25 protein-coding genes are annotated in these 23699 nt (G+C 51.3%); 16 read left to right on the forward strand and 9 right to left on the reverse strand.

The features are described from left to right. Positions 1-285 precede the first annotated feature (285 nt). From frdA to frdD, 4 genes are read left to right on the forward strand one after another with little or no spacing between them, the layout of a single operon-like run. Entirely contained in the window at positions 286-2076 is a 1791-nt protein-coding gene (frdA, locus tag WHR59_RS21575; RefSeq protein WP_338843450.1) for a fumarate reductase (quinol) flavoprotein subunit, read from the forward strand. Beyond that, positions 2069-2803, forward strand: coding sequence for a fumarate reductase iron-sulfur protein (gene frdB, locus WHR59_RS21580; protein ID WP_003025540.1), 735 nt, complete (start codon positions 2069-2071; stop codon positions 2801-2803). The genes frdA and frdB overlap by 8 nt, the downstream gene beginning before the upstream one ends. Positions 2804-2813: 10 nt before the next feature. Next, positions 2814-3209, forward strand: a complete 396-nt coding sequence (frdC, locus tag WHR59_RS21585) for a fumarate reductase subunit FrdC (RefSeq protein WP_003025537.1) — start codon at positions 2814-2816, stop codon at positions 3207-3209. 10 nt (positions 3210-3219) lie between these two features. After that, positions 3220-3576: a fumarate reductase subunit FrdD gene (frdD, locus tag WHR59_RS21590; protein ID WP_338843451.1), complete on the forward strand. Its 357-nt coding sequence runs from the start codon at positions 3220-3222 to the stop codon at positions 3574-3576. A gap of 40 nt (positions 3577-3616) precedes the next feature. Here the strand turns inward: frdD and ampR are convergent, their stop codons facing one another. Next, positions 3617-4492 carry a LysR family transcriptional regulator AmpR gene (gene ampR, locus WHR59_RS21595; protein ID WP_043018159.1) on the reverse strand — a complete coding sequence of 292 codons (876 nt, stop codon included), beginning with the start codon at positions 4490-4492 and terminating at the stop codon, positions 3617-3619. A 131-nt stretch (positions 4493-4623) separates the two neighbouring features. On the opposite strand from ampR, the gene blaCMY reads away from it, so the two are divergent. Together blaCMY and WHR59_RS21605 are read left to right on the forward strand one after the other, a co-directional pair. Then, the gene (gene blaCMY, locus WHR59_RS21600) at positions 4624-5769 is read left to right on the forward strand and encodes a CMY-2 family class C beta-lactamase (protein WP_100193856.1); all 1146 of its coding nucleotides are present in this window, start codon (positions 4624-4626) and stop codon (positions 5767-5769) included. 93 nt (positions 5770-5862) lie between these two features. Then, positions 5863-6396, forward strand: coding sequence for a lipocalin family protein (locus WHR59_RS21605; RefSeq protein ID WP_043018157.1), 534 nt, complete (start codon positions 5863-5865; stop codon positions 6394-6396). Here the strand turns inward: WHR59_RS21605 and sugE are convergent. Then, on the reverse strand, positions 6393-6710 hold the full coding sequence (gene sugE, locus WHR59_RS21610; RefSeq protein WP_000118520.1) for a quaternary ammonium compound efflux SMR transporter SugE: 318 nt from the start codon (positions 6708-6710) through the stop codon (positions 6393-6395). The two genes, WHR59_RS21605 and sugE, sit on opposite strands and share 4 nt — an antisense overlap. Positions 6711-6966: 256 nt before the next feature. Here sugE and WHR59_RS21615 point away from each other — a divergent pair, with 256 nt between their 5' ends. Next, positions 6967-7566: a LuxR C-terminal-related transcriptional regulator gene (locus WHR59_RS21615; protein WP_338843452.1), complete on the forward strand. Its 600-nt coding sequence runs from the start codon at positions 6967-6969 to the stop codon at positions 7564-7566. A 29-nt stretch (positions 7567-7595) separates the two neighbouring features. On the opposite strand, the gene ecnB is transcribed toward WHR59_RS21615, so the two are convergent. The 3 genes from ecnB to efp all read right to left on the reverse strand — a co-directional run bounded on the left by ecnB (position 7596) and on the right by efp (position 8608). Continuing rightward, on the reverse strand, positions 7596-7742 hold the full coding sequence (ecnB, locus tag WHR59_RS21620; RefSeq protein ID WP_016151395.1) for a lipoprotein toxin entericidin B: 147 nt from the start codon (positions 7740-7742) through the stop codon (positions 7596-7598). Positions 7743-7849: 107 nt separating this feature from the next. After that, positions 7850-7984, reverse strand: coding sequence for a lipoprotein antitoxin entericidin A (gene ecnA, locus WHR59_RS21625; protein WP_043018154.1), 135 nt, complete (start codon positions 7982-7984; stop codon positions 7850-7852). A 57-nt stretch (positions 7985-8041) separates the two neighbouring features. Next, positions 8042-8608, reverse strand: coding sequence for an elongation factor P (efp, locus tag WHR59_RS21630; protein ID WP_003025478.1), 567 nt, complete (start codon positions 8606-8608; stop codon positions 8042-8044). Between the two features lie 41 nt (positions 8609-8649). Between efp and epmB the strand changes: the two genes are divergently transcribed. Both epmB and yjeJ read left to right on the forward strand, forming a co-directional pair. Further along, positions 8650-9678, forward strand: a complete 1029-nt coding sequence (epmB, locus tag WHR59_RS21635) for an EF-P beta-lysylation protein EpmB (RefSeq protein ID WP_047406765.1) — start codon at positions 8650-8652, stop codon at positions 9676-9678. A gap of 183 nt (positions 9679-9861) precedes the next feature. Beyond that, positions 9862-10725, forward strand: coding sequence for a YjeJ family protein (gene yjeJ, locus WHR59_RS21640; RefSeq protein ID WP_075145323.1), 864 nt, complete (start codon positions 9862-9864; stop codon positions 10723-10725). A gap of 179 nt (positions 10726-10904) precedes the next feature. Here the strand turns inward: yjeJ and WHR59_RS21645 are convergent, their stop codons facing one another. From WHR59_RS21645 to WHR59_RS21655, 3 genes are all read right to left on the reverse strand, one after another. Then, on the reverse strand, positions 10905-11258 hold the full coding sequence (locus tag WHR59_RS21645) for a DUF4156 domain-containing protein (protein ID WP_003025468.1): 354 nt from the start codon (positions 11256-11258) through the stop codon (positions 10905-10907). A gap of 252 nt (positions 11259-11510) precedes the next feature. After that, on the reverse strand, positions 11511-13157 hold the full coding sequence (gene groL, locus WHR59_RS21650; RefSeq protein WP_047406775.1) for a chaperonin GroEL: 1647 nt from the start codon (positions 13155-13157) through the stop codon (positions 11511-11513). A gap of 43 nt (positions 13158-13200) precedes the next feature. Beyond that, positions 13201-13494 (reverse strand): co-chaperone GroES, encoded by a 294-nt coding sequence (locus tag WHR59_RS21655; protein WP_000027827.1) that lies wholly within the window; start codon positions 13492-13494, stop codon positions 13201-13203. A 274-nt stretch (positions 13495-13768) separates the two neighbouring features. Between WHR59_RS21655 and yjeH the strand changes: the two genes are divergently transcribed. Beyond that, positions 13769-15034 carry an L-methionine/branched-chain amino acid transporter gene (gene yjeH, locus WHR59_RS21660; protein ID WP_100193855.1) on the forward strand — a complete coding sequence of 422 codons (1266 nt, stop codon included), beginning with the start codon at positions 13769-13771 and terminating at the stop codon, positions 15032-15034. Positions 15035-15094: 60 nt separating this feature from the next. Here the strand turns inward: yjeH and WHR59_RS21665 are convergent, their stop codons facing one another. Continuing rightward, complete coding sequence (locus tag WHR59_RS21665; RefSeq protein ID WP_043018149.1) at positions 15095-15574, reverse strand: FxsA family protein; 480 nt, start codon at positions 15572-15574, stop codon at positions 15095-15097. 338 nt (positions 15575-15912) lie between these two features. Here WHR59_RS21665 and aspA point away from each other — a divergent pair, with 338 nt between their 5' ends. The 6 genes from aspA (at position 15913) to WHR59_RS21695 (ending at position 23623) form a co-directional block, all read left to right on the forward strand. After that, positions 15913-17349, forward strand: coding sequence for an aspartate ammonia-lyase (gene aspA / locus WHR59_RS21670; protein WP_043018148.1), 1437 nt, complete (start codon positions 15913-15915; stop codon positions 17347-17349). A gap of 115 nt (positions 17350-17464) precedes the next feature. Further along, on the forward strand, positions 17465-18766 hold the full coding sequence (gene dcuA, locus WHR59_RS21675; protein WP_003025449.1) for an anaerobic C4-dicarboxylate transporter DcuA: 1302 nt from the start codon (positions 17465-17467) through the stop codon (positions 18764-18766). 132 nt (positions 18767-18898) lie between these two features. Beyond that, on the forward strand, positions 18899-19246 hold the full coding sequence (gene cutA / locus WHR59_RS21680) for a divalent cation tolerance protein CutA (protein WP_003025447.1): 348 nt from the start codon (positions 18899-18901) through the stop codon (positions 19244-19246). Then, positions 19222-20931, forward strand: coding sequence for a protein-disulfide reductase DsbD (locus tag WHR59_RS21685; protein WP_338843453.1), 1710 nt, complete (start codon positions 19222-19224; stop codon positions 20929-20931). Before cutA ends, WHR59_RS21685 begins: the two co-directional genes overlap by 25 nt. A gap of 36 nt (positions 20932-20967) precedes the next feature. Further along, positions 20968-21543, forward strand: coding sequence for a transcriptional regulator (locus tag WHR59_RS21690; protein ID WP_043018146.1), 576 nt, complete (start codon positions 20968-20970; stop codon positions 21541-21543). A gap of 67 nt (positions 21544-21610) precedes the next feature. After that, positions 21611-23623, forward strand: a complete 2013-nt coding sequence (locus WHR59_RS21695; RefSeq protein WP_338843454.1) for a DUF1176 domain-containing protein — start codon at positions 21611-21613, stop codon at positions 23621-23623. Positions 23624-23699: the final 76 nt, after the last annotated feature.

Raw genomic sequence — 23699 nt, forward strand, 5'->3', positions numbered from 1 at the left:
TCGTATCGCGTTAACGAGACAAATTTCGCGCACCAGTAATCAGCGCTGGCAATAGGATAAAAAAAGCGACAGGGGGTGGTTTAGTAATTAAATTAATCAAATTCAATGATAATTCCCCCCTTAGATACGCTAAAAAAATCGAACACGTCAAATTTCCCGCACATCCCTAAGACTATACTATTGTACCTATAAAGGAGCAGTGGAAACGCGTTCATAACCTGTTTGAAGCCGATGAAGCATCTGATTTCAGGCAGGAATGAAATAACAACAATCTGGAGGAATGTCGTGCAAACCTTTCAAGCCGATCTTGCCATTATAGGCGCCGGTGGCGCGGGATTACGTGCTGCAATTGCTGCCGCACAAGCAAATCCCAACGCTAAAATCGCACTGATCTCAAAAGTGTACCCAATGCGCAGCCATACCGTTGCTGCCGAAGGCGGCTCTGCTGCTGTCGCGCAGGATCATGACAGCTTTGACTACCATTTTCACGATACGGTAGCAGGCGGAGACTGGCTGTGTGAGCAGGATGTCGTGGATTACTTTGTCCACCACTGCCCAACTGAAATGACGCAACTGGAACAATGGGGCTGCCCATGGAGCCGTCGTGAAGACGGTAGCGTCAACGTACGTCGCTTCGGCGGTATGAAAATCGAGCGCACCTGGTTTGCCGCGGATAAAACCGGCTTCCACATGCTGCATACGCTGTTCCAGACATCTTTGCAGTTCCCGCAGATTCAGCGTTTTGACGAACACTTCGTTCTGGATATCCTGGTTGACGATGGTCATGCTCGCGGCCTGGTTGCCATGAACATGATGGAAGGCACGCTGGTGCAAATCCGTGCTAACGCAGTCGTGATGGCAACGGGCGGCGCAGGTCGTGTTTACCGTTACAACACCAACGGCGGCATCGTAACCGGCGACGGTATGGGCATGGCGCTGAGCCACGGCGTTCCGCTGCGTGATATGGAATTCGTTCAGTATCACCCGACGGGTCTGCCAGGCTCCGGTATCCTGATGACGGAAGGCTGCCGTGGTGAAGGCGGTATCCTGGTCAACAAAAACGGCTACCGTTATCTGCAAGACTACGGCATGGGTCCGGAAACTCCGCTGGGCGAGCCGAAAAACAAATACATGGAACTCGGTCCGCGCGACAAAGTATCTCAGGCTTTCTGGCACGAATGGCGCAAAGGCAACACCATTTCCACTCCGCGTGGCGATGTGGTTTACCTCGACCTGCGTCATCTCGGCGAGAAAAAACTGCTCGAACGTTTACCGTTCATCTGCGAACTGGCGAAAGCCTATGTGGGTGTCGATCCGGTTAAAGAACCGATCCCGGTACGTCCGACCGCGCACTACACCATGGGCGGTATCGAAACCGATCAGCACTGTGAAACCCGCATTAAAGGTCTGTTCGCTGTCGGCGAATGTTCCTCTGTTGGTCTGCATGGCGCTAACCGTCTGGGTTCTAACTCCCTGGCAGAACTGGTGGTCTTCGGTCGTATGGCCGGTGAACAGGCTGCAGAACGCGCTGCAACGGCTGGCGCAGCAAACAGCGCCGCGCTCGATGCGCAGGTTGCTGGCGTTGAAAAACGTCTGAAAGATCTGGTTAACCAGGAAGGTAACGAAAACTGGTCTAAGATCCGTGACGAAATGGGCCTGTCCATGGAAGAAGGTTGCGGTATCTACCGTACGCCGGAACTCATGCTGAAAACCGTTGATAAGCTGGCGGAACTGCAGGAACGCTTCAAGCGCGTACGTATCACTGATACCTCCAGCGTCTTCAACACCGACCTGCTGTACACCATCGAACTGGGTCACGGTCTGAACGTTGCAGAATGTATGGCTCACTCTGCTCTGGCGCGTAAAGAATCCCGCGGCGCGCACCAGCGTCTGGATGAAGGCTGCACCGAGCGTGACGATGTGAACTTCCTCAAACACACCCTCGCCTTCCGCGATGCTGACGGCACGACTCGTCTGGAATACAGCGACGTGAAAATCACCACTCTGCCACCGGCTAAACGTGTTTACGGTGGCGAAGCGGAAGCAGCCGATAAGAAGGAGAAGGCGAATGGCTGAGATGAAAAACCTGAAAGTTGAGGTGGTGCGCTATAACCCGGAAACCGATACCGCGCCGCACAGTGCTTTCTACGAAGTTCCTTATGATGAAACCACGTCGCTGCTGGATGCGCTGGGCTACATCAAGGATAACCTGGCACCGGATCTGAGCTACCGCTGGTCCTGCCGTATGGCAATCTGTGGCTCCTGCGGCATGATGGTCAACAATGTACCGAAACTGGCGTGCAAAACCTTCCTGCGTGATTACACCAACGGCATGAAGGTTGAAGCGCTGGGCAACTTCCCGATTGAGCGCGATCTGGTCGTCGACATGACGCACTTTATCGAAAGCCTGGAAGCGATCAAACCGTACATCATCGGTAACCCGCGTACACCGGATCAGGGTCCAAACACCCAAACTCCGGCGCAGATGGCGAAGTATCATCAGTTCTCCGGTTGCATCAACTGTGGTCTGTGCTATGCCGCGTGCCCGCAGTTCGGCCTGAACCCAGAGTTCATTGGACCGGCTGCGATTACGCTGGCGCATCGCTACAACGAAGATAGCCGCGACCACGGTAAGAAGGAGCGTATGGCTCAGTTGAACAGCCCGAACGGCGTCTGGACCTGTACTTTCGTGGGCTACTGCTCCGAAGTCTGCCCGAAACACGTCGATCCGGCTGCGGCCATTCAGCAGGGTAAAGTTGAAAGTTCAAAAGACTTTCTTATCGCTACCCTGAAACCACGCTAAGGAGTGCACGATGACGACTAAACGCAAAGCCTATGTGCGGCCAATGACGTCCACCTGGTGGAAAAAGCTGCCATTTTATCGTTTTTACATGCTGCGTGAAGGCACGGCAGTTCCGGCAGTCTGGTTCAGCATTGAACTGATTATCGGCCTGTTTGCACTCAAGCATGGTGCAGAGTCCTGGATGGGCTTTGTCGCCTTTTTGCAAAACCCGGTGGTGGTAATCCTTAATATTATCGCCCTGGCTGCAGCGCTGCTGCATACCAAAACCTGGTTTGAGCTGGCGCCAAAAGCGGCCAACATCATCGTAAAAGACGAAAAAATGGGGCCAGAGCCGATCATCAAAGGTCTCTGGGCAGTCACTGTGGTTGCGACAGTAGTAATACTGTTTGTTGCCCTGTTCTGGTAAGGAGTCCGGAATGATTAATCCAAATCCAAAACGCTCTGACGAACCCGTATTCTGGGGCCTGTTTGGTGCAGGCGGTATGTGGAGCGCTATCATTGCGCCGGTGATGATCCTGCTGGTAGGCATTATGCTGCCGCTGAGCTTTGTTCCTGATGCTTTCAGCTATGAACGCGTACTGGCATTCGCGCAGAGCTTCATCGGACGTGCGTTTCTGTTCCTGATGATCGTTCTGCCGCTGTGGTGCGGTTTACACCGTATGCACCACGCGATGCATGACCTGAAAATCCACGTGCCTGCTGGCAAATGGGTATTCTACGGACTGGCAGCTATCCTGACCGTTGTAACGGCTATTGGTATTCTGACCATCTAATCGCATGCGTAATTATCAGGCCCGCCATTGGCGGGCCTTTTTATTGGTGCAGCACCCCGGTTAACCAACGGGAAAATTCGCGCATCGCGGGTGTCTCCGGACGAGATTGCAAACGCGTCATCCAGTAGCTCCCCAGATCAATCTGCGTTAAAAACGGCTGAACGATACGTTCACTGCCAAGCAAGTGCCTGAACATTCTGACCGGTGCAATTGCCACACCGATCCCCGCCTGCGCGGCTTCCAGCATGGTGACGGACGAGTCAAACACCACCACGTTGTGCGTCGGTGACGGAGGCGCTTCTCCGGCGGCCTGCATCCAAAGCGTCCATTCATCACGTCGATACGATCGCAATAACGGAAATTTCAGGATGTCCGCTGGCGCTTTAATCTGCGAGGCCAACGTTGGCGAACACAGCGGAGACATCGGCGCGCTACACAAATATTGCGCGTCGGTATCGTGCCAGGCTCCCCCTCCGTAGCGAATGGTATAATCCAGCCCTTCGGCGGCGGGATCCACACGATTATTGTGGGTGGAAATATGTAAATCAATATGCGGGCAGTTGCGCTTAAAATCGCTCAGCAGCGGGAAAAGACAGCCGACCGCAAAAGTCCCCACTACGCCAATTTTAAGTTTTTCCTGAGTCTGTTTTGTGGCAAAACGATCCAGCATCCCGGCCATACGATCGAAAGAGTCATTAAGTACAGGTAACAGACTCTCTCCTTCAGTCGTCAGCATTAATCCTCGAGAGCCACGCACAAAAAGCTGACAATTCAGCTGTTGCTCCAGCGCTTTTACATGCTGGCTGATGGCAGAATGCGTCACATTGAGCTCAATCGCAGCGCGGGTAAAACTAAGATGTCTGGCCGCTGCTTCAAAAGCCCGCAGCGAGTTTAGGGGGATATAGCTACGCGTCATTATCTGGCCTGTTAGAAAAACTTATACCTGCTGCTAAATTTAACCGTTTGTCAACACGATGCAAATCAAACACACTGATTGCGTCTGACGGGCCCGGACACCCTTACGCATTTAATGACGGAAATAATTTCATGATGAAAAAATCGATATGCTGCGCACTGTTGCTGACAGCCTCTTTTTCCACCTTTGCCGCCGCAAAAACAGAACAACAAATTGCCGATATTGTTAACCGCACCATCACACCACTGATGCAGGAGCAGGCTATTCCGGGTATGGCCGTTGCGATTATCTACCAGGGAAAACCTTATTACTTTACCTGGGGTAAAGCTGATATCGCCAATAACCGTCCAGTCACTCAGCAAACGCTGTTTGAACTCGGCTCGGTCAGTAAAACGTTCAACGGCGTGCTGGGCGGCGATGCTATCGCTCGCGGCGAAATCAAGCTCAGCGATCCGGTCACGCAATACTGGCCTGAGCTGACGGGTAAGCAGTGGCAGGGTATCAGCCTGCTGCACTTAGCGACCTACACGGCAGGCGGCCTGCCGCTTCAGGTTCCCGACGACGTCACGGATAAAGCCGCCTTACTGCGTTTTTATCAAAACTGGCAGCCACAATGGGCACCGGGCGCTAAACGTCTTTACGCTAACTCCAGCATTGGTCTGTTTGGCGCACTGGCGGTGAAACCTTCGGGCATGAGCTACGAAGAGGCGATGACCACCCGCGTCCTGCAGCCCTTAAAACTGGCGCATACATGGATTACGGTTCCACAGAGCGAACAAAAAGATTATGCATGGGGCTATCGCGAAGGAAAGCCTGTGCATGTATCCCCTGGCCAACTTGATGCCGAAGCCTATGGGGTAAAATCAAGCGTTGTCGATATGACCCGCTGGGTCCAGGCCAACATGGATGCCAGCCAGGTTCAGGAGAAAACGCTCCAGCAGGGAATCAAGCTTGCGCAGTCACGTTACTGGCGTATTGGCGATATGTACCAGGGTCTGGGCTGGGAGATGCTGAACTGGCCGCTGAAAGCCGACTCGATAATTAACGGTAGCGACAGCAAAGTGGCGCTGGCAGCGCTTCCCGCCGTTGAGGTAAACCCGCCCGCGCCTGCTGTGAAAGCATCATGGGTGCATAAAACGGGCTCCACTGGCGGATTCGGCAGCTACGTTGCTTTCGTTCCAGAAAAAAACCTTGGCATTGTGATGCTGGCAAACAAGAGCTATCCAAACCCTGCTCGCGTCGAGGCCGCCTGGCGCATTCTTGAAAAACTGCAGTAACGAATAAGGAGGCCCGGGATATCGGGCTTCCTTTCTTTCTCTTTTTTTCCTGCTGTCATCTACACTTAACAAAAATCCAGCAAGGAAAATCTTATGCGCATTCTGCCCGTCGTTGCTGCAGTTACGGCTGCATTCCTGGTTGTAGCTTGCAGCTCCCCTACACCGCCGAAAGGCGTTACCGTAGTCAATAACTTTGATGCCAAACGTTATCTGGGCACCTGGTATGAAATAGCGCGTTTCGACCATCGATTCGAACGTGGACTGGAAAAAGTGACCGCCACCTATAGCCTGCGCGACGACGGCGGTATCAACGTGATTAACAAGGGCTATAACCCGGACAGGGGAATGTGGCAGAAAACAGAGGGTAAAGCCTACTTCACCGGCGACCCAAACCGCGCTGCGCTCAAGGTCTCGTTTTTTGGTCCTTTCTATGGCGGCTATAACGTGATTGCCCTCGATCGGGAATATCGTCACGCGTTGGTTTGCGGGCCGGATCGCGATTACCTGTGGATCCTTTCACGGACCCCTACTATTTCAGACGAAATGAAACAGCAAATGCTGGCCGTCGCGACCCGGGAAGGGTTTGAAGTGAATAAGCTGATTTGGGTAAAACAGCCCGGCGCTTAGTGGGTGCTCAGCTTCAGACCAATAATGCCGGCAACGATCAGCCCGAGGCTAAGTAAACGCGCCGGGCTGGCAGATTCACCGAGCAGCAAAATTCCTGTAATAGCCGCCCCGACGGCGCCGATACCGGTCCAGACGGCATAGGCGGTTCCTACAGGCAACGTGCGCATTGCCCAGGAGAGCATGGCGATACTGACGATCATCGCCGCAATGGTGATAATGCTTGGCGTCAAACGCGTAAAGCCGTGGGTATATTTCAGGCCAATCGCCCAGACAACTTCGAGCAGACCTGCAATTAATAAAACGATCCAGGACATATCAGGCTCCAGAACAATGGGGCCGTCCCCGGTGAAAGAAGCGTTTGCAGGTCGTCCTGCAAAGCTAATGTGTGAAATGGCATTTTTGCCCGAGAGAAAATGAATTTCAACCTTTTTATTCGTTGCATACTAAAAGCAAGAATTAAGCATAATTAGCGGCGTAGTTCCCGCATTTGGCACTCATCGGAGTTCTCTATGATGAAGGGCTTTCTGAATCCAGGAAGTCGATTGCCTCTCTTCTGAATGCGAAAAGGTTATGCTTAAAATTTTAGTGATTGACCGGTGCCACTTTACCCGTACAGGGATTGAGGCCTTGCTTAATCATTCTGGCAGGTTCAGCTCCTCATTTCTGGTATCAGGGATCAATAATCTCCTGTTAGCAAAAGAGCATATTTTGCAGTGGAAACCGCATCTGGTGATCGCGGATTTATACAGTTTTATCAGCGAGACACACTCCAGTCCGCCAATTAAGCCCTTATTTATGAGCTGCGGCGTCATCCCACTGATTCTATTGCAATCAGTAGAAAGACAGCACACTTCTACGACTTCCCCTCAATCCGTCGTCCATTCGGTTTTGACCAAGCACACCACGCTGAACGCTCTCTCACACACAATTCAGGAGGCGCTACAGCTTCGCCCGCCATTAGAAATAGTCGAAAATGCGACTCCACTGCTTACGCCGCAGGAGGAGAAAGTATTATCGATGTGGATGGATGGGATCAGTAACAATGCGATCGCCGCCGCACTGAGCATTCATGGCAAGACGGTCTACACCTATAAACGGAATATCCGCATTAAACTGCACCTGGGGAACCGCTTCTCACCGTTTCTCTCGCTACCCGGAAAAGGGAATTAACGGTACGACAGGCGTCGTACCGTTCATGATTATTGCTGAGCTTTTGTCGCTGCACCAGAGATTGCGCTACCGCCTTCAGAGATATCCTGCCCAACACCTTTCGTTGTATTGCACGCAGTCAACACTGAAGAAAGAACCAACACAGAAAAGATCGCAGCAATTGTCTTCTTAACCATAACGTCTTCCTTTTCTAGCCAATATTGTTTGTGTATAGCTAATTAATAATAGACAAGATCTGCAAGTGTGATGGATAAACAAGCGTTTTTAAGATTATGAGAGAGGATTAGCTGGCGGCGTGAGAGATTGAATTGCCAAGATGTTTGATGTCTTCACCGAAACCGCGCGCGGTATTACAACCCGTCAGCAGGGTGCTGGTAAATAGGATGAGCATTACAAGACCGAGAAGACGTTTCATCATTCCTGCCCTGGAAAAAGTATGGCGCAGCAACCTGCGCCATAAGATCAAATAGATATCTTATTTTACGCGAGAAACGTATTCGCCGGAGCGAGTATCCACTTTGATCACTTCGCCGATCTGTACGAACAGCGGAACTTTAACGACTGCGCCGGTAGACAGGGTTGCCGGTTTGCCGCCAGTACCAGCGGTATCGCCTTTCAGACCTGGGTCGGTTTCAACGACTTCCAGCTCAACGAAGTTCGGCGGAGTCACGGAGATCGGCTGACCGTTCCACAGGGTCACGATGCATTCAGCCTGGTCCAGCAGCCATTTAGCGTTATCGCCTACCGCTTTCTCGTCTGCAGCCAGCTGTTCGAAAGTGGTGTTATTCATGAAGTGCCAGAACTCACCGTCGCTATACAGGAAGGTCAGGTTCATGTCGGCTACGTCTGCGCCTTCAGCGGAGTCGGTAGACTTGAAGGTTTTCTCTACGCGAGTACCGGTCAGCAGGCGGCGCAGCTTAACGCGCGCAAACGCCTGGCCTTTACCTGGTTTAACGAATTCGCTGGCTTCAACCGCATAAGGTTCGCCGTCCAACATGATTTTAAGACCAGCACGAAAATCGTTGCTATAGTACGTTGCCATTAGGCCCTCTGAAAATTGTTAACTGGTAGCTAAGCCACAAAATGGCGCATATTGTAACCCTAAATACCCCATCCAGAGAAGATTGGTTATCGCAACTTGCCGATGTTGTGACCGATCCCGATGAACTTCTGCATCTTTTGAATATAGACGCAGATGAAAAACTGTTGGCCGGACGCGACGCGAGACGGCTTTTCGCCCTGCGCGTGCCGCGTGCGTTTATTGCGCGCATGGAAAAAGGCAACCCTGACGATCCGCTTTTGCGTCAGGTACTTACCTCCCAGGAAGAGTTTGTTTCCGCCCCCGGCTACTCGACCGATCCGCTGGAAGAACAGCACAGCGTGGTTCCCGGTTTGCTGCATAAATATCGCAACCGTGCGCTGCTGTTGGTTAAAGGCGGTTGCGCGGTTAATTGTCGCTATTGCTTCCGCCGCCACTTCCCGTACGCCGAAAACCAGGGCAATAAGCGCAACTGGCAGGTCGCCCTGGACTACATTAGCGCGCATCCTGAGCTGGATGAGATTATCTTCTCCGGTGGCGATCCGTTAATGGCCAAGGACCACGAACTGGACTGGTTGCTCACGCAACTGGAAGCCATCCCGCATATTAAGCGTCTGCGTATCCACAGCCGTTTACCGATTGTGATCCCAGCTCGCATTACAGAAGGACTGGCCCAGCGCTTTGCGCACTCCTCCTTGCAGATTCTGCTGGTCAATCACATTAACCACGCCAATGAGGTCGATGAGACATTTCGCCAGGCCATGGTCAGACTGCGTATCGCCGGCGTCACGCTACTCAACCAAAGCGTTTTGCTGCGTGGCGTGAACGATAACGCGCAAACGCTGGCTCACCTTAGCAACGCGTTGTTTGATGCGGGTGTGATGCCCTATTACCTGCACGTACTGGACAAAGTGCAGGGCGCCTCCCACTTTATGGTCAGCGACGATGAAGCGCGTCAAATTATGCGCGAACTGCTGACGCTGGTTTCCGGCTATATGGTCCCCAAACTGGCGCGTGAAATTGGCGGAGAGCCAAGTAAAACGCCATTGGATCTGCAGCTACGCCAACAATAGCCTTTATTGAGTGTCCGATTCCGGACACTCAACACGATTACTTATTATTTAAATCCACACAGGTGGAGCCATGCTTTTAATCTGTGCTATTTTAATTAGCGCTGTGCGATTATTCATTCGCAAGTTGTATCAATAAAATCAAATCCAGAACATTAATAAATATATGGTTAGGGAGAACCTGTTATGGCTATAAGTATTAAGGGCATTAATACCGGAGTTATTCGCCAAAAGAATGAATTTATTGCTTTGGCATTAAAGATAAAAGAACCCAGAAATAAAGAGTCGTTATTTTTCCTTTCTCCGCTTGGGCTAAGAGACCTGCTTATCGCCCTGGAAAGCAGGCTCTCTGCTAAACATCAGCTTAGCGAAGACGAGCGTGCGCAATATGAGAAGGAATGCGAGAAAGCCGGCAAAAAGATGTACGAAAATATCCCCTTAATTCAAGAGAATGAGTTAAAAAATGCGGATATTAATCGCCGTATTAATTCGCTGATGTTAGTGGATGACAAAGGGGAAAACTTAACATTTTCACTGACACTGCATGATGGGCAAACGTGTGAATTACTGATTAATGAACTTCAGATTCGGGTATTGGCTCATGCTGTTATTCATGCAATAAATAACGCTGGCATGCAGGAATTAGCGTTACGAATCACATCGCTGCTGGATTTCCTGCCGCTGTACGATGTTGATTGCCAGCAAAACGATAATCTGGAATACGATTCTTATACACAACCCGAATGGAAACATAACCTGTTTAATCATTATCTGGCGATTATTTACCGCTATACGGATGATAAAGGAAAAGCTCAGTTCTGTGGTTCGGTAGTAAAAACTCGCGCCGCTTCCGGCAGCAAAGAGGCCGAAGCCATTACTCGCCGTCTGCTCGATTTCAGCCCACGGCTGAAAAAACTTGCCGGTGTACCGTGTCAGGTGTTTGTCAGGACGTTAACGGGTGATAAAGCGCAAAAGCTCAATCAGGATCAGTGCCTGCGCGCGCTGCATCATTTACGCATTCAGTCTGCGCATAAGACTCAGAATGCCTGATGGCGCTACGCTTATCAGGCCTACGATTGCATGAGCCTGTCCAGGCCACTTTATTACAAAAAATCATTCAATCTGCATCGCGGCGGCAAGCGAAGAAAATCCCCAGGAGCATAGATAACTATGTGACTGGGGTTTCACAGCGCAGCCAACAAAGAGGCTGGTTGAAGGATGAAGTGTAATCAGTTAGGGCACTTATAAACCTGTCCAATCATCTCGCTGGCGGTAGGAACAAAGCTGGACAGCATTCCCTGTGATGGGCTGCTGACGCCATAAATCACGTTACCGCCCATTGCAGCAGCCTGGTTACGCAGATCGTTTGCTGCGCCACGCATAGAGCCACCCTCTTCGCCGTGCTGGCCAGAAAGCCAGTTGCTTTGCTTACCAGTTGCAGTGCCAATCAGTTGGCACTCTGCGCCAGGCTTGTCTTCGACAAAGCGTACGCTTTGTCCGGCTGAACTCAGTTCGTTGCTGGAGCTACAACCCGCCATCAGTAGCGCGGCACCAACGATCCCTGCTAAATATTTCACGTGCATGTCATTCCCCATAATCAATTAGTTGGACCTTATGTCCGTAGCTGAATCATATACTAAAAAGATGACCAAAAGAAAAACCCCCGGACATTTCTGCCCGAGGGTTTCTCAATTCTGGGAGATGAGCACCCAAATCATTCTGGTTGCAGGAAGGCGGCCAGTTTGTTAATCCCCAGGAGCTTACTCGAGTAAGTGACTGGGGTTAGCAAACGCAGCCAACGCATCTGCAGCCTGAAGGATGCAGGGTGTGGGCAATTACATCATGCCGCCCATTCCACCCATGCCGCCCATACCACCAGCAGCACCTAAGTCAGGCGCATCGCCTTTCGGCAGGTCGGTAACCATGCACTCGGTGGTGATCATCAGACCCGCAACAGAAGCCGCGTACTGCAGAGCAGAACGAGTTACTTTGGTTGGATCCAGGATACCCATGTCGATCATGTTGCCGTATTCTTCAGTTGCAGCGTTGTAACCGTAGTTACCGTCACCGGCTTTCACGGTGTTAGCTACTACAGACGGCTCTTCGCCGCAGTTCAGCACGATTTGACGCAGCGGAGACTCCATTGCGCGCAGCGCAACTTTGATACCCACGTTCTGGTCTTCGTTCTGACCCTTCAGGTCGGCAATTTTAGACGCGACGCGAATCAGCGCAACACCGCCACCAGCAACCACGCCTTCTTCTACCGCAGCACGAGTTGCGTGCAGGGCATCTTCAACGCGGGCTTTTTTCTCTTTCATTTCAACTTCAGTTGCAGCACCAACTTTGATAACTGCCACGCCGCCTGCCAGTTTCGCTACGCGCTCCTGCAGTTTTTCACGGTCGTAGTCGGAAGTTGCTTCTTCGATCTGCTGACGAATCTGAGTCACGCGACCCTGGATTGCAGCTTCGTCGCCCACGCCATCGATGATGGTGGTGGTGTCTTTGTTGATAACAACGCGTTTCGCCTGGCCCAGATCTTCCAGAGTTGCTTTTTCCAGCTCCATACCGATCTCTTCAGAGATAACGGTACCACCGGTCAGAGTAGCGATATCCTGCAGCATTGCTTTACGACGGTCGCCGAAGCCTGGTGCTTTAACCGCAGCCACTTTCACGATACCGCGCATGGTGTTAACAACCAGAGTTGCCAGCGCTTCGCCTTCAACATCTTCAGCGATGATCAGCAGCGGTTTACCTGCTTTCGCTACAGCTTCCAGAACCGGCAGCATTTCACGGATGTTGGAGATTTTCTTGTCAGCCAGCAGAATGAACGGGCTTTCCAGTTCTACTGCGCCAGTTTCCGGCTTGTTGATGAAGTAAGGAGACAGGTAGCCACGGTCGAATTGCATACCTTCAACCACGTCCAGTTCGTCCTGCAGACCGGTACCGTCTTCAACGGTGATCACGCCTTCTTTACCGACTTTGTCCATCGCTTCAGCGATCAGTTTACCTACGGTTTCGTCGGAGTTAGCGGAGATGGTACCAACCTGAGCAATCGCTTTAGAGTCGGAGCACGGTACGGACAGTGCTTTCAGTTCTTCAACAGCAGCAGCGACAGCTTTGTCGATACCACGTTTCAGATCCATCGGGTTCATGCCCGCAGCAACGGCTTTCAGACCTTCAGTGATGATGGACTGAGCCAGTACGGTTGCAGTGGTGGTACCGTCACCTGCAGCGTCGTTCGCTTTAGAGGCAACTTCTTTCACCATCTGCGCACCCATGTTTTCGAACTTGTCTTCCAGTTCGATTTCACGAGCTACGGAAACACCATCTTTAGTGATGGTCGGTGCACCGAAAGATTTATCCAGAACTACGTTACGGCCTTTTGGACCGAGGGTAACTTTCACTGCATCTGCCAGTACGTTTACGCCGCGCAGCATTTTCACACGAGCGTCGTTACCGAATTTTACGTCTTTAGCTGCCATTTTCTCTTTCCCTTAAATTCGTATGTTCAGTGTCGTTCGCGGATTAGGCTTCAACAATTGCCAGGATGTCGCTTTCAGACATGATCAACACTTCTTCATTGTCGATCTTCTCAGATTTAACACCGTAGCCATCGTTGAAAATAACGATATCGCCGACTTTCACGTCAAGCGGCTGTACGGTACCGTTGTCCAGGATGCGACCCTTACCGACAGCGATGATTTCGCCACGAGTTGATTTACCTGCTGCAGAACCGGTCAGTACGATGCCGCCAGCAGATTTTGATTCAACTTCTTTACGTTTGACGATCACACGATCATGTAACGGACGAATACTCATTGATAGCTCTCCTTTGAGAAAGTCTTTATCAGTTATGGGTGACGCCGGCCCGTAAACGGTTTCCCGGCTAGTGACCAGAGAGATGGGGATGGGGTTTTGTCCCTTCAAGGGGGCAAGCGAAAAAAATTTTTTATCAGCAGAAAATCCCGTCAAAACGCCGACGCGCCTCACATTTCATAACGATTTCAGTCGCGTCGTCATAAGCAAATTCGATTGTGATACCATCAAAAATCTGCGCTGTAGCCCGTCATTGGGCATAACCGGATAACAACTTATGAGCGGACTGAAACAAGAGCTGGGACTGGCTCAGGGCGTTGGCCTGTTGTCGACATCATTGTTAGGTACAGGCGTTTTCGCCGTCCCTGCGCTGGCTGCGCTCGTGGCCGGCAACAACAGTTTGTGGGCCTGGCCGGTGCTGATTGTTTTAGTTTTTCCCGTGGCGATCGTCTTTGCCATACTGGGTCGCCATTTTCCCAGCGCGGGCGGCGTGGCGCATTTTGTCGGCATGGCCTTTGGTTCACGGCTGGAGCGCGTCACCGGATGGCTGTTTTTGTCGGTGATTCCCGTCGGCTTGCCCGCGGCATTACATATCGCCGCCGGATTCGGTCAGGCGATGTTTGGCTGGCATGACGAGCAACTGCTGCTGGCAGAGCTCGGTACGCTGGGACTGGTTTGGTATATCGGCTCCCGCGGCGCAAGCTCCAGCGCGAATCTGCAAACGGTCATTGCCGGACTGATTGTTGCCCTCATTGTCGCTATCTGGTGGGCGGGCGATCTGAAGCCTGGCGAAATCCCCTTCCCTGCGATTACCGATATTAAGCTTCCCGGTCTGTTCGCCGCGTTGTCGGTGATGTTTTGGTGTTTTGTCGGCCTTGAAGCGTTTGCCCATCTGGCGTCTGAATTCAAAAATCCGGAGCGGGACTTCCCACGCGCGCTGATGATCGGCCTGCTGCTGGCGGGGTCTGTTTATTGGGCATGTACCGTCGTGGTGCTTCATTTTGGCGCTTACGGCGAGCAAATGGCGGCGGCGGCATCATTGCCTGAAATCGTCGTGCAGCTGTTTGGCGTACAGGCACTGTGGGTGGCCTGCATCATTGGTTATCTGGCCTGTTTTGCCAGCCTCAACATTTATATTCAAAGTTTTGCCCGGCTGGTCTGGTCGCAGGCGCAATATAAGCCGGAGAGTTATCTGGCTCGTCTGTCTCCCCGCCACCTTCCGCGCAATGCGCTAAATGCCGTACTGGGCTGCTGCGTAGTCAGCACCTTGTGCATCTATATGCTGCAAATCAATCTCGATGCGTTAATCGTATATGCCAACGGCATCTTTATTATGATTTATTTGCTGTGCATGCTGGCGGGATGTCGATTACTGAAAGGGCATTATCGCGCGCTGGCGGTCATTGGCGGTCTGCTGTGTCTGTTGCTGCTGGCGATGGTTGGCTGGAAGAGCCTGTACGCGCTGATTATGCTGGCAGGGCTGTGGTTGTTTTTACCCCGCAGGCCGGATAAGGCAACGTTGACGCCATCATCCGGCATATAAACACTTTTGCCGGATGGCGCTAACGCTTATCCGGCCTACATACTGGCCAGGCTTACAGGGTCAGTCACGGCGATCGTCATCTTTATGATCAAGACGGTTACGATCGTCATCCTTGCGCTGAAATTCACCATCAAAGGTCTCACCGCCGCCGGTTCCGGCACTAAACCCCCCGCCCGGCATACGCGAAAAACGCAAATGCGGCAGCAGTTTCATCGTCAGATGTTTTTGCACCGGAGGTAATAGAAGAAGAAGACCGAGAAAATCGGTGAAAAAACCAGGCAGCACCAACAGCAGGCCGGCAATAATCAGCGATACGCTTTTGATCATTTCTGCAGCCGGACTTTCACCAGCCGCCATTTTCTGTTGCATCAGTAAAAAGTTCTTAAACCCCTGGTTACGAACCAGAGACATACCGATAACCGACGTAAAAATAACCAAAATCAGCGTCATCAGGACGCCCATCACATGGGCAACCTGAATAAAAATAGATATCTCTATGTAAACATAGAGAAAAATGGCAAGCAATGGTATCCAGCGCAAAGGGATCTCCTGTTAATAACAGCCGTTTTGTTCAACTTCTGTTCGAAAAATTATGTTAATCGCATCGATTTGATATTGTGGTGGTTAGCAAAATTTCAAGTGGCTTGTACACTAATATTTGGGGTTAATCACAAAGGGGTGATCCATTTCACAGAATAATAAATAAGGGGTAAATTCCACGCTTTAAGTGATCCAGATTACGGTAGAAATCCTTAACCAGCATATGATCTCGGGTATCAGACCGATGCAGGGGATAATCGTCGGTCGAGAAACAATCGAAATCACATATATCCTGTGTGTTTAGTCAAATCATTGGCAGCTTGAAAAAGAAGGTTCACATGTTAAACAACATTCGTATCGAAGAAGACTTGTTGGGTACCAGGGAAGTTCCAGCGGACGCTTACTACGGTGTTCACACTCTGAGAGCGATTGAAAACTTCTACATTAGCAACAACAAAATCAGCGACATTCCTGAATTTGTTCGCGGTATGGTAATGGTTAAAAAGGCAGCGGCAATGGCCAACAAAGAGCTGCAAACCATTCCTAAGAGTGTGGCAAATGCCATCATCGCGGCGTGTGATGAAGTCCTGAATAACGGAAAATGCATGGATCAATTCCCGGTAGACGTTTACCAGGGTGGTGCGGGTACCTCCGTCAACATGAACACCAACGAAGTGCTGGCCAATATCGGTCTGGAACTGATGGGTCACCAGAAAGGTGAATATCAGTACCTGAATCCGAACGACCACGTTAACAAATGTCAGTCTACCAACGACGCTTACCCTACTGGCTTCCGTATCGCGGTATACGCTTCCATCATCAAACTGATCGATGCGCTGAACCAACTGCGTGAAGGCTTCGAACAAAAAGCTGTTGAATTCCAGGACATCCTGAAAATGGGCCGTACCCAGCTGCAGGATGCTGTACCGATGACCCTCGGTCAGGAATTCCATGCTTTCAGCATACTGTTGAAAGAAGAAGTGAAAAACATTAGTCGTACCGCTGAGCTGCTGCTGGAAGTTAACCTCGGCGCAACTGCAATCGGTACGGGTCTGAACACGCCGAAAGAGTACTCTCCGCTGGCTGTACAGAAACTGGCTGAAGTCACTGGCTTCGCCTGTGTTCCGGCTGAAGACCTGATTGAAGCGACTTCTGACTGCGGCGCATACGTTATGGTGCACGGCGCGCTGAAACGTCTGGCTGTTAAGATGTCCAAAATCTGTAACGACCTGCGTTTGCTCTCCTCTGGCCCACGTGCCGGCCTGAATGAAATCAACCTGCCAGAACTGCAGGCTGGTTCCTCTATCATGCCAGCAAAAGTGAACCCGGTTGTTCCGGAAGTCGTAAACCAGGTTTGCTTTAAAGTCATCGGTAACGACATCACTGTTACCATGGCATCTGAAGCTGGTCAGCTGCAGTTGAACGTAATGGAGCCGGTCATTGGCCAGGCAATGTTTGAATCCATTCACATTCTGAGCAACGCTTGCTACAACCTGCTGGAAAAATGCGTTAGTGGTATCACTGCTAACAAAGAAGTCTGTGAAGCGTTTGTATTCAACTCCATCGGCATCGTTACTTACCTCAACCCGTTCATCGGTCACCACAACGGCGACATCGTCGGTAAAATTTGTGCCGAAACAGGTAAGAGCGTACGTGAAGTTGTCCTGGAACGCGGTCTGTTGACCGAGTCTGAACTGGACGATATCTTCTCTGCACAGAACCTGATGCACCCTGCTTATAAAGCAAAACGTTATACTGATGAAAGCGAACAGTAATCGTGTAGGGTAGTACCGGAGAAGGCACGTCATGATGACGTGCCTTTTTTCTTACTCGAAGTTACTTAAAAACAACAATTTAATATCAACTTGTTAAACAACAAGGAAGGCTAATATGATAGTTTTAGAACTTATCATCGTTTTGCTGGCAATCTTTTTAGGTGCCAGACTTGGGGGTATCGGTATTGGATTTGCAGGTGGGCTGGGTGTTCTGGTTCTTGCCGCTATAGGCGTAAAACCGGGTAATATTCCGTTCGACGTTATTTCCATTATCATGGCGGTTATCGCTGCCATCTCTGCTATGCAGATTGCAGGTGGTCTGGACTATCTGGTTCATCAAACTGAAAAACTGCTGCGTAAAAACCCGAAATACATCACGATCCTTGCACCCATCGTGACCTATTTCCTGACTATCTTTGCCGGTACCGGCAACATCTCTCTGGCAACTCTGCCGGTTATCGCTGAAGTCGCGAAGGAACAAGGTATCAAGCCTTGCCGTCCGCTCTCCACCGCAGTAGTTTCTGCACAGATTGCGATTACGGCATCGCCAATCTCCGCAGCCGTGGTTTACATGTCTTCCGTCATGGAAGGTCATGGCATCAGCTATATTCACCTGCTGTCCGTGGTCATTCCGTCCACCCTGCTGGCCGTTCTGGTGATGTCCTTCCTGATCACCGCACTGTTCAACTCCAAACTGTCTGACGACCCGATTTATCGTAAGCGTCTGGAAGAAGGCCTGGTTGAACTGCGCGGTGAAAGACAAGTTGAAATCAAAGCTGGCGCGAAAACCTCCGTTTGGCTGTTCCTGCTGGGCGTGGTTTGCGTCGTTGTATACGCCATCATCAACAGCCCAAGCCTTGGCCTGGTCGCTAAACCGCTGATGAACACCACCAACGCAATCCTGATCATCATGCTGAGCGTCGCGACGCTGACGACGATCGTCTGCCGCGTTGAAACTGACTCCATCCTGAACTCCAGCACCTTCAAAGCCGGTATGAGCGCCTGTATTTGTATCCTGGGTGTTGCATGGCTGGGTGATACCTTCGTATCTCACAACATTGACTGGATCAAAGATACTGCAGGTAGCGTAATTCAGGGTCATCCGTGGCTGCTGGCTGTCATCTTCTTCTTTGCTTCTGCGCTGTTGTACTCTCAGGCTGCAACCGCTAAAGCACTGATGCCGATGGCTCTGGCTCTGAACGTTTCCCCTCTGACTGCTGTTGCATCTTTCGCAGCGGTTTCTGGCCTGTTCATTCTGCCAACTTACCCAACTCTGGTTGCGGCGGTTCAGATGGATGACACCGGTACAACCCGCATCGGTAAATTCGTCTTTAACCATCCGTTCTTCATCCCAGGTACTCTGGGTGTGGTTCTGGCTGTCTGCTTCGGCTTCTTGCTGGGCAGCTTCATGCTGTAAGACTTCACTGCAGGGTGCCTTCGCGCCCTGCAGTTCCTCTTCTTCATCACCCCCGCTTTAGCTAACATCCTTCCCTCGTCCGTTGTATAGTGACCACTCTTTAGCTGGTTACTCTGTTCTTTCGAGGTGTTTATGCTTGATGTTAAGAGTCAGGATATTTCCATCCCCGATACCGTTGTGGTGCTCTGTACCGCACCGGATGAAGCAACCGCCCAGGATCTCGCCGCCAAAGTGCTGGCGGAAAAGCTGGCTGCCTGCGTGACGCTACTGCCTGGTGCTACCTCCCTCTATTATTGGGAAGGTAAACTTGAGCAGGAATATGAAGTCCAGATGATTTTAAAAACCACCGTTACACACCAGCAAGCCCTTCTCGATTGCCTGAAGTCACATCATCCGTATCAAACGCCTGAACTTCTGGTTTTACCCGTCACTCACGGAGACTTTGATTACCGCTCATGGCTCAACGCATCCTTACGCTGATCCTGCTGCTGTGCAGCACATCTACCTTTGCCGGATTATTTGACGCGCCTGGCCGCTCGCAGTTTGTACCTGCCGATCGGGCGTTTATTTTTGATTTCCAGCAAAACCAACACGATCTGAACCTCACATGGCAGGTTAAAGATGGCTACTATCTGTATCGCAAACAGATAAGCATTACGCCATCTCAGGCCGATATTGCCGAGGTAAAACTGCCGCCTGGCGTCTGGCATGAAGATGAGTTTTACGGCAAAAGTGAGATTTACCGTAAACAGCTGACCATCCCAGTCACGGTCAATCAGGCTAAATCTGGCGCCACATTAACTGTCACGTATCAGGGCTGTGCCGACGCCGGTTTTTGCTATCCTCCAGAAACGAAAACGGTGCCCTTAAGTGAAGTGTCTGCCGATATCCAGGCGACGCCTGGGCCAGTGCCTGCCAGCAATGCTCAGCAAGAGATAACGCCGCCCGCAGCCCAACTTCCTTTCTCGGCGCTGTGGGCATTGCTGATCGGAATAGGCATCGCGTTTACGCCTTGCGTATTGCCGATGTATCCGCTGATTTCCGGCATCGTGCTGGGTGGCAAACAACGCTTATCAGCCGGACGCGCGCTGCTGTTGACGTTTATCTACGTCCAGGGGATGGCACTCACCTATACCGCACTGGGTCTGGTTGTTGCGGCCGCCGGATTGCAGTTCCAGGCTGCACTACAGCATCCTTACGTTCTGATTGGCCTTGCCGTCATCTTTACACTGCTCGCGTTGTCGATGTTTGGTTTGTTCACGCTGCAGCTCCCTTCATCACTGCAAACGCGCCTTACCTTGATGAGCAACCGCCAGCAAGGCGGCTCTCCCGGCAGCGTCTGTGCAATGGGCGCGATTGCCGGCCTCATCTGTTCCCCTTGTACCACAGCCCCGCTAAGCGCGATTTTGCTGTATATCGCTCAGAGCGGAAACATGTGGCTGGGAGGTGGCACGCTGTATCTGTACGCGCTGGGGATGGGATTACCCCTGATGCTGATTACCGTATTCGGCAACCGCCTGCTGCCTAAAAGCGGCCCATGGATGGAGCATGTCAAAACCGCTTTTGGCTTTGTCATTCTGGCGCTTCCCGTCTTCTTACTTGAACGCATCATCGGCGACGAATGGGGAGTGCGCCTGTGGTCACTGCTGGGCGTCGCGTTCTTTAGCTGGGCATTCATTACCAGTCTGCAGGCAAAGCACGCCTGGATGCGCATCGTGCAGATTGTCCTGTTAGCTGCAGCGCTGGTAAGCGTACGGCCATTGCAGGACTGGGCGTTCGGTGCGCCGCATGCTCAACCCCAGACACACCTTAACTTCACGCCGGTGGCTTCGGTAGATGCGCTAAATCAGGCGCTGGCACAAGCCAAAGGTAAGCCTGTAATGTTGGATCTGTATGCCGACTGGTGCGTGGCCTGTAAGGAGTTTGAGAAGTATACGTTCAGCAATCCGCAGGTTCAGCAAGCGCTAGGCGACACGGTGCTTTTGCAGGCGGATGTGACCGCAAACAACGCCCAGGATGTTGCTCTGCTGAAACATCTTCAGGTTTTAGGTTTGCCGACTATTTTGTTCTTTGACGCTGAGGGGAAAGAGCACCCGGATGCCCGGGTAACGGGTTTTATGGATGCCGCGACCTTCAGCGCACATTTGCGCGATCGCCAACCGTGAGCGACACTTGCAACAGGAAATACGGAGGAGAATACCGTGCAACGTGAAGATGTCCTGGGAGAAGCCCTTAAATTACTTGAGGTTCAAGGGATAGCCAATACCACGCTGGAAATGGTGGCCGAGCGTATCGATTATCCTCTGGATGAACTGCAGCGCTTTTGGCCCGATAAAGAGGCCATTCTGTACGATGCGCTACGTTACCTCAGCCAGCGGGTGGATATCTGGCGGCGTCAGCTTTTGCTGGATGACACCTTGAGCGTCGAGCAGAAATTACTGGCGCGCTACACCGCGCTGTCCGAATGCGTGAGCAATAATCGCTATCCAGGCTGCCTGTTCATCGCCGCCTGTACGTTTTACCCCGATCCCGGGCACCCGATCCATCAGTTAGCCGATCAGCAAAAAAAGGCGGCGCATGACTTCACCCATGAGCTGCTGACCACGCTGGAAGTTGACGACCCGGCAATGGTCGCTAAACAAATGGAACTGGTGCTGGAAGGCTGCCTGAGCCGCATGCTGGTGAATCGTAGTCATGCTGATGTGGAAACGGCACACCGCCTGGCTGAAGATATCCTGCGCTTTGCTCAGTGCCGTATGGGCGGGGCGCTGACTTAATTCGGATTTCGTAACTTTTATGAACCGCATATAATTTCGGCAACACCGACATATTAAAAGGAATTATATGCGTCTCGCGCACTGCATTCTCCTCGCAGGTTTTATCTCAGCCCCCCTGTATGCCAATCCATTAAACGGTTTTTCGTTTGCACATAAAGACTGGGAAGTTGCGTGTGATAATACGGGTACCTGTCGAGCGGCAGGTTATAGTGACCATGCGGTAAGCGTACTGCTCACACGTGCGGCTGGCCCCGACACCAGCGTGTATGTCGAGGTTGCTTTTGCACAGCGTACGGCGAATCAAGCCTCCCAGAAAGACGCCACGCTTTTTATTGATGGTCAAAAGCAAGGCGCGCTAACGTTTTCCGCAGAGGGATATTTTAAACTCAACTACCAACAGCGAAAGGTGTTTCTGGACGCCTTACGTCAGGACAATACCATTGAGTTTGCTGCAAATGGCGAACGATTACTGCTTTCTAATGCAGGTTCGAGCGCTGTGCTGCTGAAAATGGATGAATTCCAGAAACGCATCAATACCCAAAGCGCTGTGCTGCATCCAGGAGATAAAAACAGTAATGATGTGCTTAACGCTGAGCCTGCCCCACTTATCATCACCCACCCCGTCATCCGCACGCCGGACGTGGAACCGTTAACGACCGCGCAGCGACAAAAAATAGAACCCAAAATCAGGGTCACTCCCGAGATGAATTGCCGCGAACTGGAAGAGGGTCAGGAACGCATTTATTACCGCATCCCGGTGGATAAACAACATGTACTCATTCAAACCGAATGCTTTGATAGCTCACGCACCATCCTCTGGCTAACCAATACTGAACTAACGGCTTCGCCTAAACTAATCACGAGTGATGCCAGTGAATATGAGAACGGTGAGATAGCCCGTTTCAGCGATCCCATTCAGCTCTGGGTCTGGGAGGGTAACAACTTCACCTTGCGCGACGAATACCGCAGCGGCGGACAAGGAAACCTTTCTGTTGGCGGTGTCTGGACGCTCCCTACGTTCGTCAGCATCGTACGTTCTCAGTCTGATGTAGATACGGATAACACGGCCCTAAAAACGCTACATAGCGCTGTAGAGAGCATGCAAAAAAGCGATCCGGGCTTGGAACTGAGCAAAATCGCCAGTCAGTTTCCATTAACCGGTCAAATCACTGATTTCAGGATCTCTTACGCTGAAGACTCAACAGAACCAACCGCGAAACCCTCCCCTGAGATTAGCGATGATGAGTGGCAGGCATTTTCTCGCACAACGTTTAGTGTCGATTCGGAAAATGGAGGCGTGAACTTTACGCTCATTGATCTGGATGACGACGGTAAACGCGATCTCATCATCAACAGCTACGTTGGTGGCACAGGATTATTCAGCTACACCGGCGTACTCAAACGCGGTGATAATGCCTTCGTCGTCGTTAATGGCAAACAGGATGACGATGACTTTGGTGTACCCGGGGCGCTATTTTCGGAGAATGGGCGCGGCGCCAACCAGTGGAGCCAATGGGTGCGCATCAACGGTAAGGTTTACGCTCTCTGGTACAACGGCTTATATAATGAAGAGAAGCTTTATCTGCTGCGTCCATTTAACCCAGACGAGAAGGCTCCCGTCGTAGCCGTCCACTATCGCTATGAATACGATATGAATTCAATCGAACCACGGGAAGAAGGACAACCCCTACTCCCGAAATTGAATACCAAAGACAAAACAAAGCTCATTACCGAACTGAATAAAATGCAAAGCATGCTTTTACAAAACCAACAGGCAAGCGACGGCGTTTCCCCAATCTGCCCAATCCCTGCTGGTACGTTGCAGGAAGACGCGGACAATTACAGTTCAGGGATTGCAGGGAACTATACGTCTGAACCTGTCGCAGCTATTCCTGTCTGGGTAAATGGGGAGTGCCTTATCGGTTCTGTCGAGAGTTATTTTGGTAGAGGAGAGTTCATCACTCTCGTTTCGCCAAAAGATCAGGATATTGTCGGAGAGTATTCAGTTACCGGCACACGCCATGTAGCATCCATTAAAAGTGAATGGATTCTTCGCGAAGGCGATAACGGTGGGCTGTAATTTTGAGCAAAATCCTCGAGAAAACAGCGAAATCGCTGCATAGTTAAGCAACCAACCGAAAAAGCGAGAAATTTGG

Source organism: Citrobacter europaeus, assembly GCF_037482245.1.
Taxonomy (GTDB): domain Bacteria; phylum Pseudomonadota; class Gammaproteobacteria; order Enterobacterales; family Enterobacteriaceae; genus Citrobacter; species Citrobacter europaeus.

What these genes read in the sequence shown, in the direction of transcription:
- ecnB (WP_016151395.1), bottom strand. Translation starts at nt 7,742, where the DNA reads ATGGTTAAGAAGACAATTGCTGCGATCTTTTCTGTGTTGGTTCTTTCT.
- WHR59_RS21685 (WP_338843453.1), top strand. Translation starts at nt 19,222, where the DNA reads ATGGCTCAACGCATCCTTACGCTGATCCTGCTGCTGTGCAGCACATCT.
- epmB (WP_047406765.1), top strand. Translation starts at nt 8,650, where the DNA reads ATGGCGCATATTGTAACCCTAAATACCCCATCCAGAGAAGATTGGTTA.
- yjeJ (WP_075145323.1), top strand. Translation starts at nt 9,862, where the DNA reads ATGGCTATAAGTATTAAGGGCATTAATACCGGAGTTATTCGCCAAAAG.
- WHR59_RS21615 (WP_338843452.1), top strand. Translation starts at nt 6,967, where the DNA reads ATGCTTAAAATTTTAGTGATTGACCGGTGCCACTTTACCCGTACAGGG.
- ecnA (WP_043018154.1), bottom strand. Translation starts at nt 7,984, where the DNA reads ATGATGAAACGTCTTCTCGGTCTTGTAATGCTCATCCTATTTACCAGC.
- cutA (WP_003025447.1), top strand. Translation starts at nt 18,899, where the DNA reads ATGCTTGATGTTAAGAGTCAGGATATTTCCATCCCCGATACCGTTGTG.
- efp (WP_003025478.1), bottom strand. Translation starts at nt 8,608, where the DNA reads ATGGCAACGTACTATAGCAACGATTTTCGTGCTGGTCTTAAAATCATG.
- WHR59_RS21605 (WP_043018157.1), top strand. Translation starts at nt 5,863, where the DNA reads ATGCGCATTCTGCCCGTCGTTGCTGCAGTTACGGCTGCATTCCTGGTT.
- dcuA (WP_003025449.1), top strand. Translation starts at nt 17,465, where the DNA reads ATGATAGTTTTAGAACTTATCATCGTTTTGCTGGCAATCTTTTTAGGT.
- groL (WP_047406775.1), bottom strand. Translation starts at nt 13,157, where the DNA reads ATGGCAGCTAAAGACGTAAAATTCGGTAACGACGCTCGTGTGAAAATG.
- yjeH (WP_100193855.1), top strand. Translation starts at nt 13,769, where the DNA reads ATGAGCGGACTGAAACAAGAGCTGGGACTGGCTCAGGGCGTTGGCCTG.
- WHR59_RS21695 (WP_338843454.1), top strand. Translation starts at nt 21,611, where the DNA reads ATGCGTCTCGCGCACTGCATTCTCCTCGCAGGTTTTATCTCAGCCCCC.
- frdB (WP_003025540.1), top strand. Translation starts at nt 2,069, where the DNA reads ATGGCTGAGATGAAAAACCTGAAAGTTGAGGTGGTGCGCTATAACCCG.
- WHR59_RS21655 (WP_000027827.1), bottom strand. Translation starts at nt 13,494, where the DNA reads ATGAGTATTCGTCCGTTACATGATCGTGTGATCGTCAAACGTAAAGAA.
- blaCMY (WP_100193856.1), top strand. Translation starts at nt 4,624, where the DNA reads ATGATGAAAAAATCGATATGCTGCGCACTGTTGCTGACAGCCTCTTTT.
- aspA (WP_043018148.1), top strand. Translation starts at nt 15,913, where the DNA reads ATGTTAAACAACATTCGTATCGAAGAAGACTTGTTGGGTACCAGGGAA.
- ampR (WP_043018159.1), bottom strand. Translation starts at nt 4,492, where the DNA reads ATGACGCGTAGCTATATCCCCCTAAACTCGCTGCGGGCTTTTGAAGCA.
- frdC (WP_003025537.1), top strand. Translation starts at nt 2,814, where the DNA reads ATGACGACTAAACGCAAAGCCTATGTGCGGCCAATGACGTCCACCTGG.
- WHR59_RS21645 (WP_003025468.1), bottom strand. Translation starts at nt 11,258, where the DNA reads ATGCACGTGAAATATTTAGCAGGGATCGTTGGTGCCGCGCTACTGATG.
- sugE (WP_000118520.1), bottom strand. Translation starts at nt 6,710, where the DNA reads ATGTCCTGGATCGTTTTATTAATTGCAGGTCTGCTCGAAGTTGTCTGG.
- frdD (WP_338843451.1), top strand. Translation starts at nt 3,220, where the DNA reads ATGATTAATCCAAATCCAAAACGCTCTGACGAACCCGTATTCTGGGGC.